General features: G+C 65.9%; 16 protein-coding genes and 1 other RNA gene. 2 read left to right on the forward strand and 15 right to left on the reverse strand.

Going from position 1 to position 15,229, the window contains the following annotated elements; translation table 11 throughout:
* The first annotated feature begins 67 nt into the window (after positions 1-67).
* On the forward strand, positions 68-397 hold the full coding sequence (locus VGQ44_14585; GenBank protein ID HEV8448054.1) for a YdhR family protein: 330 nt from the start codon (positions 68-70) through the stop codon (positions 395-397).
* Positions 398-417: 20 nt separating this feature from the next.
* Here VGQ44_14585 and VGQ44_14590 read toward each other — a convergent pair whose 3' ends face one another.
* The 8 genes from VGQ44_14590 to ffs form a co-directional block, all read right to left on the reverse strand.
* Positions 418-1,737 carry a competence/damage-inducible protein A gene (locus VGQ44_14590; protein ID HEV8448055.1) on the reverse strand — a complete coding sequence of 440 codons (1,320 nt, stop codon included), beginning with the start codon at positions 1,735-1,737 and terminating at the stop codon, positions 418-420.
* Positions 1,734-2,366 (reverse strand): CDP-alcohol phosphatidyltransferase family protein, encoded by a 633-nt coding sequence (locus VGQ44_14595; GenBank protein HEV8448056.1) that lies wholly within the window; start codon positions 2,364-2,366, stop codon positions 1,734-1,736. The genes VGQ44_14590 and VGQ44_14595 overlap by 4 nt, the downstream gene beginning before the upstream one ends.
* Positions 2,367-2,494: 128 nt before the next feature.
* On the reverse strand, positions 2,495-3,172 hold the full coding sequence (locus tag VGQ44_14600) for an ADP-ribosylation factor-like protein (GenBank protein HEV8448057.1): 678 nt from the start codon (positions 3,170-3,172) through the stop codon (positions 2,495-2,497).
* A 12-nt stretch (positions 3,173-3,184) separates the two neighbouring features.
* A complete protein-coding gene (locus tag VGQ44_14605; GenBank protein HEV8448058.1) occupies positions 3,185-3,670 on the reverse strand; it encodes a roadblock/LC7 domain-containing protein in 486 nt (161 codons plus the stop codon).
* Between the two features lie 348 nt (positions 3,671-4,018).
* Positions 4,019-4,621, reverse strand: a complete 603-nt coding sequence (gene recR / locus VGQ44_14610; protein ID HEV8448059.1) for a recombination mediator RecR — start codon at positions 4,619-4,621, stop codon at positions 4,019-4,021.
* Between the two features lie 39 nt (positions 4,622-4,660).
* A complete protein-coding gene (locus VGQ44_14615) occupies positions 4,661-4,978 on the reverse strand; it encodes a YbaB/EbfC family nucleoid-associated protein (GenBank protein HEV8448060.1) in 318 nt (105 codons plus the stop codon).
* Positions 4,979-5,092: 114 nt separating this feature from the next.
* Positions 5,093-6,991: a DNA polymerase III subunit gamma/tau gene (gene dnaX / locus VGQ44_14620; GenBank protein HEV8448061.1), complete on the reverse strand. Its 1,899-nt coding sequence runs from the start codon at positions 6,989-6,991 to the stop codon at positions 5,093-5,095.
* 57 nt (positions 6,992-7,048) lie between these two features.
* An RNA gene (gene ffs / locus VGQ44_14625) (signal recognition particle sRNA small type) lies at positions 7,049-7,145 on the reverse strand.
* Between the two features lie 196 nt (positions 7,146-7,341).
* On the opposite strand from ffs, the gene VGQ44_14630 reads away from it, so the two are divergent.
* Positions 7,342-7,779: an MmcQ/YjbR family DNA-binding protein gene (locus tag VGQ44_14630; protein ID HEV8448062.1), complete on the forward strand. Its 438-nt coding sequence runs from the start codon at positions 7,342-7,344 to the stop codon at positions 7,777-7,779.
* Between the two features lie 30 nt (positions 7,780-7,809).
* Here the strand turns inward: VGQ44_14630 and ilvA are convergent, their stop codons facing one another.
* From ilvA to VGQ44_14665, 7 genes are all read right to left on the reverse strand, one after another.
* Entirely contained in the window at positions 7,810-8,769 is a 960-nt protein-coding gene (gene ilvA, locus VGQ44_14635; protein HEV8448063.1) for a threonine ammonia-lyase, read from the reverse strand.
* Positions 8,770-9,849, reverse strand: coding sequence for a GntG family PLP-dependent aldolase (locus VGQ44_14640; protein ID HEV8448064.1), 1,080 nt, complete (start codon positions 9,847-9,849; stop codon positions 8,770-8,772).
* A 275-nt stretch (positions 9,850-10,124) separates the two neighbouring features.
* A complete protein-coding gene (locus tag VGQ44_14645) occupies positions 10,125-11,069 on the reverse strand; it encodes a YhjD/YihY/BrkB family envelope integrity protein (GenBank protein ID HEV8448065.1) in 945 nt (314 codons plus the stop codon).
* 43 nt (positions 11,070-11,112) lie between these two features.
* A complete protein-coding gene (locus tag VGQ44_14650) occupies positions 11,113-11,604 on the reverse strand; it encodes a YtxH domain-containing protein (protein ID HEV8448066.1) in 492 nt (163 codons plus the stop codon).
* 16 nt (positions 11,605-11,620) lie between these two features.
* Complete coding sequence (locus VGQ44_14655; protein HEV8448067.1) at positions 11,621-13,141, reverse strand: sigma-54 dependent transcriptional regulator; 1,521 nt, start codon at positions 13,139-13,141, stop codon at positions 11,621-11,623.
* 33 nt (positions 13,142-13,174) lie between these two features.
* On the reverse strand, positions 13,175-13,786 hold the full coding sequence (locus VGQ44_14660; protein HEV8448068.1) for a hypothetical protein: 612 nt from the start codon (positions 13,784-13,786) through the stop codon (positions 13,175-13,177).
* A gap of 3 nt (positions 13,787-13,789) precedes the next feature.
* A complete protein-coding gene (locus tag VGQ44_14665) occupies positions 13,790-15,196 on the reverse strand; it encodes a class II fructose-bisphosphate aldolase (GenBank protein HEV8448069.1) in 1,407 nt (468 codons plus the stop codon).
* Positions 15,197-15,229: the final 33 nt, after the last annotated feature.

Here is a 15,229-nt window from a genome sequence, read left to right on the forward strand (position 1 = left end):
CTGGCAGCCCCCTCCGAAGGGTCGTACGGTAAAGCCTCAGGTAATCCACTTCAATTCGGAGCCCGTCATGGCCGACCATCTGCTGCAGATCAACTTCACGCTGTCGGTTCCGGTCGAGGAATACGAGCATGCGACCGAGGCTGCTTCACACGCGATCTCCGGCGTCTCCGGCCTGCGATGGAAGATCTGGATCGCGAACGCGGAGACTCACGAAGCGGGCGGAATCTACTGTTTCGAGAGCCGCGAGTCGGCGGACGCGTACCTCAACGGCCCAATCGTCGCCGCTCTCAAATCGGCGCCGTTCGCCCACGACGTGAGCGTCAAGCACTTCGACTATCTCGAGAACGCGACCGCGCTCTGTCGTGGACCGGTCGCCACGGCGTTGCAGGGTGTGTAGGTCCGATCGTCGTCGATAGACTATCGCGCGACGCTTACACTGGCACCCCGCACCGCCGGCGCTGATTGATTCGCGAGCAAACGCACACGCAACTGATCCAGCGTGTACTGAGCAGCGCGCTCGCGAATCTCCGCGCGGTCTCCCCACAGATGGTGAAGCTGCGTCGTCACATCTCCGTCGATGTCGACGGCCAGCCACACCGTGCCCACGGGTTTCTCCGGAGTGCCCCCGGAGGGCCCGGCGATTCCGGTGATCGCCAGGCCGACGTTCGCGCCGGTGACGCGACGCGCGCCGGCGGCCATTTCTCGAACGACTTCGTCACTGACCGCGCCATGCGCGGCGAGCGTTGCGTCGCTCACACCGAGCGTCTCGCGCTTCACGTCGTTGTGGTACGCGATGACGCCGCCCAACACTGCGTCGCTCGAGCCGGGAATCGCGGTGAGTCGAGCGCCGAGTAGGCCGCCCGTGCAGCTTTCGGCGACGCCGATCGTCAGCCCGCGCGACCGGCACATCTCGAGCACGACGGCCGCCAAGTCGGCGTCGTCCTCCCCGTAGATCCACTGGCCCGCGCGATCGCGCAGACGCGATGCCGCGCGCGCGATGGTGCCCATGGCGTCGCGCTCCGGCGCGTCGCGCACGGTGAGCCGGAGGTCGACGCCGGTGATCGACGGCAAATACGCCAACTCAACGCCGAGCGGACCGCCGTCCATCGAGCCGATCTTGTCGGCGAGGAGTGACTCGGAGATTCCCGTCGTTCGCAACGTGCGCGAGCGGACCACCGTCCCCGTCGCGACGCGCGATGCGAGCCGCGGAAGGAGCGAGTCGGCGAGCATGCCGCGCATCTCGCGCGGAACGCCCGGAAGCATCGCGACCCAGCGGCCTCTTTCGTCCTCGAGCCAGACGCCCGGCGCGGAGCCGTGGTTGTTCTGCAGCTTCGTCGCCCCGACGGGCATCATCGCCTGCTGCTTGTTGGCGGCGGGAAGCGGGCGGTTGAAGCGCTTGAGCCAGCGCTCTTCCATCCATCGGAAATGCTCCTCGTCGAGCTCCATTCGTCGGCCGAACAGCTCGGCGATCGATTGCTTGGTGAGGTCGTCCGACGTCGGACCCAGCCCGCCGGTCGTGATGACGGCGCCGCTGCGCTCGAGGGCTTCGGCGACCGCGCGCTGAATCGCCGTCGCGGTGTCGCCGACGGTCGCGCGCCGCACGACGTGCATACCGAGCGACGCAAGCGCGCGCGCCAGATGCGCGGCGTTCGAGTCGACGGTGAAGCCGAGCAGGAGCTCGTCGCCGATCGTGACGATCTCCACCGCGGTGCCGCGCTGCAGTTCCTGCGAGGTCATTTTTGAGGGACGGTGGAAAAAATGCTCCCGAAGCTGCGCAAGTAGATCGCGAGCGAAAAGATCGTGAGCGCCACGGCGACGATCATCGCGAGCCATCCGACGGTGCCGTTGAACATGGCGAACGCTTCCCACAATTCGCCGCGCCACGACTGTGCTTCTTTGAGCGCCACGGCGAAGAACCAACAGTAGGCGCATCCTTGCCAGAACAGCTGAATCGCCGTCTTCCACTTCGCCGGGCCGATCGCGGCGATCACCACGCCGCGCCGCGCCGCCGCTTGCCGAAAGAGCGTCATGAACAGCTCTCGCCCAAGCACGACCAACACGACCCACAACGGGAGGCCCATCAAGCCGAGCGGCGTAACGAACGGGAGATGCGGCGCGAGCAAGTACATCGGGATCAGCGTCGCGACGAGGAGCAGCTTGTCGGCGAGCGGATCGAGAAGTCGGCCGAGGTCGGTTTCCTCTTTGCGCGAACGCGCGAGATATCCGTCGATGTAGTCGGTGACGGCCGCGATGACGAAGAGAACGAACGCCGTGAGACGAAGCCCCCAAGAGTTTGCCAGCGGCAGCGTCGCAATGAGCGGCGTCGCGACGATGCGGCCAACCGTGAGGGCGTTCGGCAGATTCATGTCGACGGGGAAACTACACAGGGTGACGGCGCTCTGGATCGCGCGGGCTTACCTAGAATCTCCCGCCCTCCAACGCCTGTTCCAAGACCTACGTCCACCTGTCTCCCCGTCCACCCGTCCACGCACGCTCAGGCGAGCGACTTCAGCACCAGCTTGCTGACGATCTTGAGCGTGTCGAAGACCCCGTCGCCGTTCACCGCCACCGCTTCGATGTAGGGGGCGCGCTCGATCCATTCGCCGGTCCCCAGCTGCTCGACCAGGCGCTCGCCCGGGTGCGCGGCATCGTTCATCACGCGCCTTCGCGCCGGATCGGTGACCTCCCAGCCCGGGTTGAGCGCCGACTGGAGCTCGCGGATCGAGGAGGCGTTCGGCAGATCGCGCTTGTTGTACTGAATCACGAATGGCATCGACGTCAGGTCGTACCCGTACTCGGCCATGTTGTCGTACAGGTTCTGCATGGCCTCCTGATTCGCCTCCATGCGCTCAATCTGCGAGTCGCCGACGAAGACGATGCCGTCGACGCCCTTGAGGATCAGCTTCCGGCTCGCGTTGTAGTAGACCTGGCCGGGCACCGTATAGAGGTGGAACCGCGTCTTGAACCCGCGGATCGTGCCCAGGTCCACGGGAAGAAAATCGAAGAAGAGCGTGCGCTCGGTCTCGGTGGCGAGCGAGATGAGCTTGCCCCGAGTGTCCGGCTCGACCTGGCCGTAGACGTGCTCGAGGTTCGTCGTCTTTCCGCCCAACCCGGGACCGTAGTAGACGATCTTGCAGTTGATCTCGCGTGACGCGTAGTTGATCATCGACATGGCTGCGTTCCGCTATTGAAACAGCTTGTCGATTTCGTCGTCGGCGCCGGCCAGGATGCTGGGTCCGGCCGCTTGCGCGCTCCGCGTGAATACGGTTTCGAACAACTGTGAAAGCTCTCCGACGGTTTGGCGAAGCTTGAGCCGCACCAAGCCGAGCGTGGTTCGATTGTCGAACAGCACGACGAGGATGACGCGGCGGGCGATGTCGGCGAGATACATCGACTCCTTCTCGCCTTGATGGAACAGCGAGTTGAAGTCGTTCTCGCCGATCAGCTTCGCGAGTTGATCGTTAGCGCTGAAATCGGCGGCGGTGAGGGTCGCGAACGCGGTCGGATCGAACGTCGGGCGCTCGCCAACCGTCGCGATCAGTTGGCCCGTCCGGTCGACGAGCAGCGCGCACCGCGCGTTGCAGTCAACGAGAAACCGGTCGAGGGCCTTCGTGATCGCGCCAAAATCATCTTCGGTGAACGACCAACTGGCGCTCACGGAAGGGGCCATTTCGAGGGAAGTCCTATTCGAGGTGGGAATCCAAGCGACGGAGGAGCCGTTCACCCGTTCGCCGAAGCAACGGACGGCGTTCCCACGCCACGTAATCATGCAACAGGTGAACGGTCTCGGGCCCCGGTTTGCGACCGAGGTATCCAAGCGCCGCCAGGCGCCTGACGGGCTTCCTGCTGAACAAGTCACGCCGCGACCGCTGAATCTGCGAATTCCACGCGGCCGCCCCGAGTATTAGACCGACGAGGAAGCCCCCCGTCACGGCCCATCCTGTTCCATTTGCGCGGCTTCGGCGCTTTCTCGCCGTCCCGGCCCACCGGTCCACCGGTCCACCGGCCCATCTGCCGTTCACATCGCCCTCCGCGCGCTGATCGCCTGCGCGATGGTCACTCCGTCGGCGTACTCCAGATCTCCTCCCACTGGCAGCCCGCGCGCGATGCGCGACACCGCGACTCCCGTTGGCGCGAGCTGTGTTTGGACGTACAAGGCGGTCGCCTCCCCCTCCAAACTCGGATTCGTCGCGAGGATGATCTCGCGCACGGCGTTCCCGGTTTCGTCCGCGGGATTCACCCGACTCAGTAACGCGTCCACAGTCAGGTCCGCGGGACCCACGCCGTCGAGCGGAGCGAGCCGTCCGCCGAGGACATGGTAGAGGCCTTTGAACTCGCCGGCCCGCTCGATCGCGCCAATGTCCGACGCCTGCTCCACGACGCAGATCAACGACGGATCACGCCGCGGGTCGCGGCAGATCGAACAGACGTCGTCTTCCGTGAGGTTGAAGCAGCGCGCGCAGGTTCGCACGCGTTCGCCGAGCGTGACGAGCGCGTTCGCCAGACGTTTGCTCTGCTCCGGCGATTGTCGGAGCAGGTAGTACGTGAGACGGAGCGCCGTCTTGCGACCGATTCCGGGGAGGCGCGCGAGTTCCGTCGCGAGATCGTCGATCGCCGACACGTCTTGGGTCGCCCTACTCGAGGCTGGCGGGTTCGCCGCTCAGAACGGGAGCTTGAACGGCAGCTGAAGACCGCCCGTGATTTTGCCCATCTGCTCCTGCGCGGCCGCCTGCGCCTTCTGCTGCGCGTCGGCCACCGCGACGACGACGAGATCCTCGAGCATCTCGATGTCCGACGGATTCACGACGCTCGCGTCCAGCTTGATCTTGGTGATTTGTCCGGTCCCGGTGACTTCCGCGGTCACCATGCCGCCGCCCGCGGAACCGGAGACACGCTGCTGCTGCAGCTCGTCCTGGATCTTCTGAAAGCGGCCCTGCACTTCCTGCGCTTGCTGCAGGATTTTCATGAAATCAGGCATGGAAAGCGGGTGGACGGGTGGATGGGTGGACGGGTGAACCGCGGTGCGGTTGGACTTTGCTGTCCACCCGTCTACCGGTCCACCTGTCCACCTGAAAAGTTAGAACCCAGCACGTCAATCAGCCACGTCGAGGTCCAGCGCCTCGATCGCGGCGTCGAGCACCGGGTCGCGCTTCCTGAGAGCAGCCACGCGCTCGGCACGCACCATCTCGTCCGTCAGCCGCTTGGGCGGCGCGGCGACGGCCTGTTCATCCCGCCGCAATTCGACACGGTCGACGCCGACGAACCTCTCGCGCAATGCGGCAACGATCTCGCCGCGCGCGGTGTTGATGGCGTGCGCGTAGATGTCGTTCGGCTCGTCGAGCTCGATCGTGACGACACCGTTCGCCGTGACCGCGGCGGGCAGCGCATGCGAGAGCGCGGTCGCGAGCATCGGCTTCGACGCGCGCAGGCGATGCACGACCGAATCCCAGTGCGACGTGAGCTTACTCATCTCGAGCGGTACGACGCCCGCCATTTTCCCGTCGGGTCCGGCCACCGCGACCATCTCCATCCACTCCCCACGGAGCGCAACGGGCGCCGCGTCCGCGAGTTCGGCTCGAACGGCTGGTCCGTCGGCGCGAGCGCTGGGGCGCGGAGACGGCGACGGTGTGACCGGCCGCGGCGTGGGAGCGGCACTCGGCGTCGGCGCGGCCGCTGCGTCAACGCGTGCGTCACGGCGCGAAGTCGGCGACGGAGTCGACTGCGGCCGCATGGATGAACCGCCGGAGCTCGAGCCACCTGAACCGCCGTCGCCGGCGCCGCTGCCGATCGACCGGATCAATCCTTCAATGTCGACCGCGCGATCCATCAGGGCGAACCGGACGAGCAGCGTCTCGACGAGCAATTGTTGTTGGCCGCTCTTCTTGAAGCGCGGCTCGATCTCGGTGATGAGCTGGAGCATGCGCAGCAAGTCGGACGTGGCGATGCGGTCGCGCCGAGCCTCGAGCGCTTCGCGCCCGCGCTCGGACACTTCCGTCGCCGCACCGCCGAGGGCGACGGTGAGCAGCGACCGAAGCGTCTCGGCGAGCCCGTTGAGGAAACCGCCGAAGTCGATGCCCGCATCGGCGAGTCGCGACACCGCGGGAAACACGTCGGCCGCGCGCCGATCGGCGATGATGTCGATGAGCGCGACGAATTCGTCTTCGGCGACCAGACCGAGCGCGTCGCGGACGCGATCGGCCGTGACGCGGCCGTCGCCCATCGAAAGCACCTGGTCGGTGAGACTCAGCGCATCGCGCATCGACCCGTCGGCCGCGCGCGCGATCGACGCGAGGGCTTCGGGTTCGGATGAAATTTTCTCTTCGGCTAGCACGTGCGAGAGCCGGTCGCGAATCTCCGCGGCACCGATGCGCTTGAAGTCGAATCGCTGCAGACGGCTCAAGACCGGCGCGGCCGACTGGGCGATCTTTTGCGGCTCGGTCGTCGCGAAGACGAAGACGACACGCGGCGGCGGCTCCTCGAGAATCTTGAGGAGGGCGTTCCACGCATCCTTCGTGAGCATGTGGGCTTCGTCGACGATGTAGACCTTGTGGTGGTCGACACCGGACGGGGCGTACATGGCGCGCTCGCGCAGATCGCGTGCGTCGTCGACGCCGCGGTTGGACGCCGCGTCGATCTCGACGACGTCGAGACTCGCCGCGCCGCTCCAGATGCGCGTGCACGACGTGCATTCACCGCACGGCTCGCCGTCGAGCGACGGATCAGCCCGCCTCTCGCAGTTGAGCGCCATCGCCAGCACTCGGGCGAGCGTCGTCTTGCCGACACCGCGCGGCCCGCAGAGCAGATAGCCGTGCGCCACGCGGCCACGCGCGATCGCGCCCTTGAGCGTCGACGACACGTGCGACTGCACGGCGACGTCGGCGAACTTTTTTGGGCGGTACTTCCTGGCGAGCGCGAGTGACAATGGCCGAGTGCGGAGGGCGGTGTGCGGAGTACAGCCGCGAGACGCGAAGAACGAGAGCGGGTTGGACAATGTACCGAAAAGCAAAGCGCGGGGACATCGCTCACCTCGAGCGTGTTCCCCGCGCGATACCCCAGGTCTGACGAAGCAACATCAGACACCTCTTACCGCTGCTACCTTCGGGGTCCTGACGGAGTTTGAAGGCTGACGCCCTCCGGGACCTGAGGCAAGGAGAAATTTAGGCAGCGTGGAGTCCGACGAGAAGTCTGCGGTCCGACTTCAGATGTTCGGGCGTCCGATTTCTCGCCGTTCGCGTCGCTTCATGGCGGTGCCTTGCGCCGCGAATGAGCTCCTGTCATGTTACCGAACAAATGCCGAAAAGCGTCTCACGCTCGCGAGCGACGGCCAAGCGGCCGTCGAAAATGACCAAACGGCGATCCAAGCCGAAACCCGCCGCGAAGGATCCCCTGTCGCGTCTCCGCTCGATCTGTCTCGGACTCCCGCAGAGCACCGAGGTCGAAGCGTGGGGCGCCCCCACGTTCCGCGTCGGAAAGCTGTTCGCGATGTACGCCTCGCCGTCGTCGCACCACAGCGGTGGGCGCCCCGCCGTTTGGATTTACTCCGTGAGCGTCGAACAAGACCTCGTCATTCGCTCTCGCCCCGACAAGTACTTCAAGCCGGCGTACGTCGGCGCGTACGGATGGGTCGGCGCGTGGCTCGACCAGAATCCGCCGTGGGAGGAGATCGAGGAGCTTCTGCGCGACGCCTGGCGACGCCGCGCGCCGAAGAAGGTCATCCCCCTGCTCGACGGCGTCGAAGCGCCTCCGGAAAAAGCGCAGCGGTCCAAGCGCGCGCGCTGACGCGTCGCCGCCGCGGAATTCGTCGGCGAACTAGTTCCAGTTCAACCCGCGAAGCTGATCGAGATTGACGTTGCCGCCCGATAGTACGGCGACCACGCGCGATCCCTTTGGCAGCTTCACGAGCCCGTGCAGCAGCGCGCCGACCGGCGCCGCCGCCGCGCCCTCGACGACGAGCTTGCACCGCTCCATCACCCAGATCATCGCCTCGAAGATCTCGCGATCGGGGAGGGTGACGATCTCGTCGACGAAGCGCTGGACGACCGAGAGATTCAGTTCGCCGACGCGTCGCACGCGGAGGCCGTCGATGATCGTGTTGCAGTCGATCGTCTCGAGCCTGCCCGCTTCGACGCTGCGCTGCATCGCCGGACCATCGGATGACTCGACGCCGATCACGCGGATCTTCGGATTGTGTCCCTTCACCGCCATCGACACGCCGGAGATCAATCCCCCGCCGCCGATCGGCACGACCACGGCGTCCACGTTCGGCCAATCCTGTACGATCTCGAGGCCGAGCGTACCCTGCCCCGCGATGAGCTGCGCGTCGTCGAACGGGTGCACGTAGGTGAGCCCTTCGTCGCGGACAAGTTCTTTGGCCTTCTCATTCGCTTCATCCCATATCTGGCCGTGCAGCACGACCTCGGCGCCATATGCCTTTGTTGCGGCGATCTTGGCCGGCGTGGCGTTCGTTGCCATGCAGACGACCGCTCGAATCCCGTGAATGCGCGCGGCGAGCGCCACGCCCTGCGCGTGGTTGCCCGCCGACGAGCAGACCACGCCGCGCCGTTTGTCCTCGTCCGACATCAACGCGAACTTGTTGAGCGGCCCGCGAATCTTGTACGAGCCGACGCGTTGAAAGAGCTCGGCCTTGAGCCGAACGTCGAAGCCGGTCACGTCGCTCAACTGCTGCGACGTCAAGAGCGGCGTGTGCTTGATGTGCGGCGCGATGCGCGCGCGGGTTTGGACGAAATCGTCGAGCGTCAGCGTCAGCATTCAGTGTCCACGCGTGAGGGCCGAACGCAGCACGGTCGCCGCGCGGCGGCAATCGTCCGCGCTCACGTCGATGTGCGTCACCAGCCGAATTCGAGTCGAGCTCCATTCGGAAACGAGCACTCCGTGTTCCTTCGCCGAGGCGGCCAGGTCGGCCACCGACTGTCCCGCGAGCAGGTCCACCATCACGATGTTGGTGTCCGGCGAAACGATCTCGACGCCGGGAATGCCTTGGAGCGCCTCCGCCATGTCGCGCGCGTTGGCGTGATCGTCGGCGAGACGCGCCAGCTGATGATCGAGCGCGTAGAGCGCCGCCGCCGCGAGGATGCCGGACTGACGCATCGCGCCGCCGAACAACTTGCGCGCGGTCCAGGCCCGCTCCATGGCCTCGCGCGTCCCGGCGAGCATCGCGCCGATCGGCGCGCCCAGCCCCTTCGACAGGTCGACCATCACGGTATCCGCCGGCGCGGCCAACTCGGGGAGCGACACGCCGCTCGCGATGCTCGCGTTCCACAGCCGTGCGCCGTCGAGGTGAACGGGAATTCCGTGCTCGCGCGCGATCGCGCACATCTCACAGAGGTCGCCGAGCGGGACGATCACGCCGCCGGCGCCGTTGTGCGTGTTCTCGACGCATACCAGTCCCGGCGCGGGATAGTATCGCGAGCGCGGCCGAAAGGCACGCCGCAAATCGTCCGCCGACATGACCCGTCCCGCCCCGTCGGGCACGACGGCGAGAATCTGCGCCCCCGCCAATGCCGCGACGCCGGCGATCTCGCTGTGCACGATGTGCGCGTCGACGTCGGCCAACACCTCGGTGGCTCGCGGCGCGAGCAGCCACACGGCCGCCTGGTTCGCCATCACACCGCTCGGAAAGAAGAGCGAATCCTCTTTGCCCAGCATCTTGGCGACGCGCTCCTCGAGGCGGCGAGTCGTCGGATCGCCGTCGCGCTCGTCGTCGCCGACATCGGCCACGGCCATCGCGGCGCGCATTCCCGGCGTCGGCTTCGTGACCGTGTCGCTTCGCAGGTCGATCGGCATCGACGGAATATCGCGTCGGTGCGCGAAACCCGCGAATTCGTTCATGAGGGAGGCGGGGTTCGTGGGAACGACGACGTCTTAACGGCGCTGACGTCCTTACGACGCTGACGTCCTTACGACGCTGACGTCCTTACGACGCCCTAAGGGCGCCGTCCGTTGCGGCGCCCTCTGGACGTCAGCGCTCTAAGGACGTCAGCGCTCCAAGGACGTTAGCGCTCCAAGGACGTCAGCGCTCCAAGGACGTCAGCGCTCCAAGGACGTCAGCGCTCCAAGGACGTCAGCGCTCCAAGGACGTCAGCGCTCCAAGGACGTCAGCGCCCTTAGTCTGTCAAAACCTCACGCTGCAACCTCCGCACTCTCCTCAACTCGTATACTTGTCCGACCTCCCCCCCCAGTATGAAGATGAGCGCCGCGTAGTAACACCAGACGACGACGAACACGATCGCGGTGAGCGTCCCCCTGTACATGCCGCCGGGGTTGAAGCTCCGCGTGTAGTTCGCGAAGAGGATGCGCGCTCCCTCGAAGCAGACGCTCGTGAACCCCGCGGCAACCCACGCCGACGCCGTCGTGACGCGGCGGATGGGCAGAAACTTGTAGAGCGCGTAGAACATCAGGGCGAGGAACGCGAAGCCGAGGACGCGGCCCACCCAGTAGTCGACGCCGCTCAACACGTCGGTGCGCAGCCCCACCGACACGAGCGCGTGCGACGCGAGACCGACGTACGTCGTGACCGTGACGCTCGCCACGAACAAGAGCGTCGACACGATGGTGATCTTCACGTCGAACACCTTGCCGGCGATGATGCCGCGCTCCGTCTCGATGTCGAACACGCTCGCCAGCACAGTGCGCAGCGATCCGAACAGCCGCGTGGAGAACCACACGAAGCCGATGGCGCTGTAGATCGTGATCGACCTGCGCGCGCTCAGCAGGTCGTTGATCAGCCTGTGGACCGGCGAATTGGTCTCGACATGCGCCGGGAGCAGGCGGTCGAGGAAGACGCCGATCTGGTCGGTCGAGTCGATCGACCCGGCGTACACGATCGGCAGGATGAACGTGATGCCCGCCGCGAGGAGCAACAGGAACGGCAGCGCGGCGAGCAGAATGTTGAACGCGATCCCGCCGGCGAGGAACAGCACGTTGTCCTCACCGCTGTTGTCCCAGACCCGCTTTATGTAGTCGCGGGCGGTCCAGACAAACTCACCAATCGGAGAGCGACGAGCCCCGCCTTCGCCCCCCGTCTCTCCCGCGCTTACGCTCGAGGACAATGGACGCGCGAACGTGGGGCTGGCCGATCAGCGGGCAATCCGATCAGCCCTCGACCGGCTCGTCGGCCCCCGTGTCGTGCGCGCGCTTCGCCGCTTTCACGCCCGCGGTGTACGCGGCCTTCGTCGTGGCGAGCCGGTTCTCCAGATCCTCACGCGCGTCGTGCGCCGCAGCGCGACCGGCGTCGACCGCGTCGCGAGCGGCCGCGCGGCCCGCCTCGACGGCGCGCGAAACCTGCCGGCGCTTGAGCTCGACCGCGTCCTTCGCGCTGTCGATCGTGTCTTCGACGCGGCGGCGCGCGTCCTGATACGTCTCGTTGACCGTATCGCCCAGCTCCTGCGCCTTTCGCTCGGCGAGCTTGCGCGCGCGGATGGCGCGTCGCTTGAGGTCGCGACGCGTTTCCTCGCCGGATTTCGGCGCGAACAGGAGCGCGACGCCGGCGCCGAGCGCCAGCCCGACGATGAACGGCATCACGCTCGTCGAGCGCTGCTCGATCACCACGTACGGATCGTTGTCTTCGAAGTCTCGGCGTGACATCGCGATCTCCTCTCGGTTAGCGTTTGCGCGCCAACGGCTTCTTCACCGAAGCCAAGACGCGCTCTTGTGGAAGGTCGGCTTTCGCCCGGCCGTTGGTCGTTGTGTCGTCCGCGGCGTGAGCGGCGGGCGTCGCGGTCGTCAGCGTCGCTGTGGGAGGCGGCTGCATCTCGCCGCTCAGGAACGACATCAGGTCTCGTCGCACGTCGTCCCCGCTGATCCCCAGGAGCTTGGACGTCTTGTCCATGTCGCCCGACGTGGACGCGAACGTTTGCAGCGCGAGCAACCGCCGCCCTTCCGTGGCGCTCGCGCCGACTGGGATCGTCACCGAGGTCGGGGCCACACCCGAGTCGCGCAGATGTCGCGGCATCACGTCGCTCAGACTGATCGCGTCGCCGCGCGCCATGATCACCGCGCGCTCGACCGCGTTCTTCAACTCGCGCACGTTCCCCGGCCAGTGGTACGCGAGGATCCACCCCCACGCCGCATCGTCGAAGTCGGCGATCTTCTTTCCGTTCTGCTCGGCGTACCGCGCGAGAAACTCGGTGGCGAGGAGATGGATGTCTTCCGTCCGCTCGCGCAGCGGCGGCAGGGAGATCTCGACGACCGCGAGACGGTAGTAGAGATCCTCGCGGATGTCTCCGTCGGTGATCGCTTGCTGCAGATCCTTGTTCGTCGCCGCGACAATGCGGATATCGACGGAGATCTCTTTCTTTCCGCCGAGGCGGCGAACCTGCCGCGTCTCGAGTGCGCGAAGCAGCTTGACCTGAATGTCCGGCGACATCTCAGCGACTTCGTCGAGGAAAATCGTGCCGCCGCTCGCCATTTCGAACGCGCCGGGTTTCTCGTTTACCGAGCCGGTGAACGCGCCCTTCTCGTGGCCGAACAACTCGTTTTCGAGAATCTCCTTCGGCAGCGCGGCGCAGTTCAGCGCGAAGAACGGCCCGCTGGCCCGCTCGCTCTTGCTGTGCAGTGCCCGGGCGACCAGCTCCTTGCCGGTGCCGGACTCGCCGAGGATGAGCACGCTCGCCGTGGACGGAGCGACCGCGTCGATGACCTGGTAGACGCCCCGCATCACCTCCGACTGGCCGGTGAGCTCGCCATAGTGGGTGAGTCCCTCGAGCCGCGACGTGAGCTCGCGGTTCTTTTCCTGGACCTCGAACTTCTCGAGGGCCTTGGGAATCAACGCCTTGAGTCGGTTGAGCTTGTCCGCGTTGAGCGGCTTTTCGATGTAGTCGTATGCGCCTTGTTGCATCGCCTGGACAGCCGAGTCCACGGTGGCCTGCCCGGTGATGATGATGCATTCCGTGGCAATTCGGCGTTGCTGTAGCTCACGAAGCAGCGCCAAACCGTCGAGTTTGGGCATCTTCAAGTCGGCGAGCGCCACCCCGTAGCGATCGTTGGCCAGCCGCTCGAGCGCTTTCTGGCCGTCCGGGGCGATGTCGACCGTGTACCCCTCGTCGGTCAGAATGGCGCTCAGGCCTGACGTAATCGCCTGCTCGTCGTCCGCAATCAGAATCTTCGCGTTCGTGTGTTTCATGCGCTGTCGGGATACCCCGGGGCGTTCCGCCCTTTAGGTAGGGAACGTAATCGTAGCGCCGCTTTCGAAGATGTCGAGATGGACGCCAGCACTATGCGCCGCGGAAACGACCTCGTCGCTCAGCGCAAATCTCGAACCGTCGCGCTCGGCGTAAGAGATACGCATCGCGGGGCCTCCGGGCCCCTCCACGGCGGCGCAGACGACGTCGTCCGAGACCTCGACCGCGGCCATCAGGACGGCCGCGATCGCGAGCCGGGCCGCCGATGCCGGCACGCTCGTCGTCCCGAGCCGTTCTACCCCCTTGTCGACCGTAAGGCGCGTTCCGGCCTCGCTCGCGGCTGCGCCGCGCGAGGCCAGCACGGCCACGTCGCGAGTGATCTTCGCGATGTCGGTGGCTCCCCCGCCACGCGGCGACCTCGCCAGAGAGAGCATCGCCTCCGCCGATTGGATCACCGATTCCAACTCGGCCGCCGCCGCCTCGGCGAACGGGCGTACCGTAGACGTGTCGGCGTCCGCCTTCGTACTGCGCGACCGTACGACCTCCAAGTTCACGGCCACGCCATTCAGCGCGCCCTTGAATTGGTGCGCCGTCGCGTCACAGAGCCGCTGGAAGACCCCCAGCCACAGCTCGTCGGCCGTCGCCAATCGTCAGTCGCTCAACTCCGCGTCGTCCGGCGCTGCCGCCACCGACACGGCACGCGTTGGATCGTCGCGATGGATGGCGATGGGCTTCACGAATCGCGCGACCATCGGTGCGGTATCGCCGATGGCCAGCTGATCGAACAGGAAACCGAACTTCTGGTCGTACGCGGCGTCGAGCGCGGCGCGCGTCGCTTCGGGCAGGTCCCAGAATTTTCGCTTGAACGGGCCCAGCGCCTTTTTGCGAGTCTTGTAATAGAACTGTTCGTCGGAATCCTTCGGCTTGCGCTCGTCCTTGGCGTTCTCGTCGAGCCACTTATAGATCTCGGCGCGCAGCGAATCCGGAATGTGGTCGAACAACATGTTCTGGAAGTTCGTCGCCAGGTGGATCTCGGCGGTCTCGCACTTCGGGAAATTGTGGAAGGCGGTTTCCGGTAGCGTGGACGCTCCGTGTTGAACCGCGCCGGCGAGCCCGTACTCGTCGCGCGCGACCTTCGACAGCCGCTCGAGCGTGTCGAAATCGAGCTTCACGTCGGCGATCGAGCCGTCGGGCAGCACGACGCCGCCGTGCGACGTCCCGGACTGCACGCTGATCTTCGACAGGCCGACCTCGCCCTTCGGCAGACGACGAATCAGTCCGTCCACGTAGGCGCGCAGTTCTTCGGCCGTGCTGTTTTGCGTGCCGATTTCGCCGATCTCGCCGCCGATGGAAATCGTGATCCCGTCGGGCTCCAGCTCGCGCACCGTCTTGAAGATGTCGGCGCCGACCTCACAATTCAGCCGCTGCTGCTCGTCGAGCGTCGACTTGGAGATGTCGACGAGGGTGGACGTATCGATGTCGATGTTGAAGAAGCCGGCGGCGATGGCTTCGCGGGCCAGCGCTTTGACGGCGTCGACTTCGGGCTTCGGATCGGCGGCGTACTTCTTGGCGTTCACCTGGAAGTGGTCGCCCTGGATGAATACCGGACCGCGAAACCCTTCTCGAATCGCCGCGGCCAGCACGACGGCGACGTACTCGCCGGGCCGCTGGTCCGTGTAGGCGATCTCCGAACGCGCGATTTCGAGAATGAACGCGCCGGCCTTCTTGGCGAGCGCCGTCCGGAAGATCGATCGCGCCGTGTTGTACGCCATCCCGCGCACGTTGATCGCGGGCACGGTGAACCCGTGACACGCACCGCGCCCGCGGGCCTTGTACAACTCGTGAATCGATGACGGTATCACTCCGACTGCCTGCGCGATTTCCCAGATCAGCCAGCGCGCATGCTCCTTCTCCGGCCCGGACTCGAAGACCGCCGCCCTCACCAGCGTGTCCATCGCCGCCGTCGCGACGGCATCAGCGTTCTTCACCGTCACGCGGCCGTCGCGGACCTTGACGTCAGCGCCGAACAATTCGTTGAGCGATTCGATTGAGTTCATGAGATTCGTCCGTCGTCTCGATCGTTCCGGTCC

It is taken from the genome of Gemmatimonadaceae bacterium, assembly GCA_036003045.1.
Taxonomy (GTDB): domain Bacteria; phylum Gemmatimonadota; class Gemmatimonadetes; order Gemmatimonadales; family Gemmatimonadaceae; genus JAQBQB01.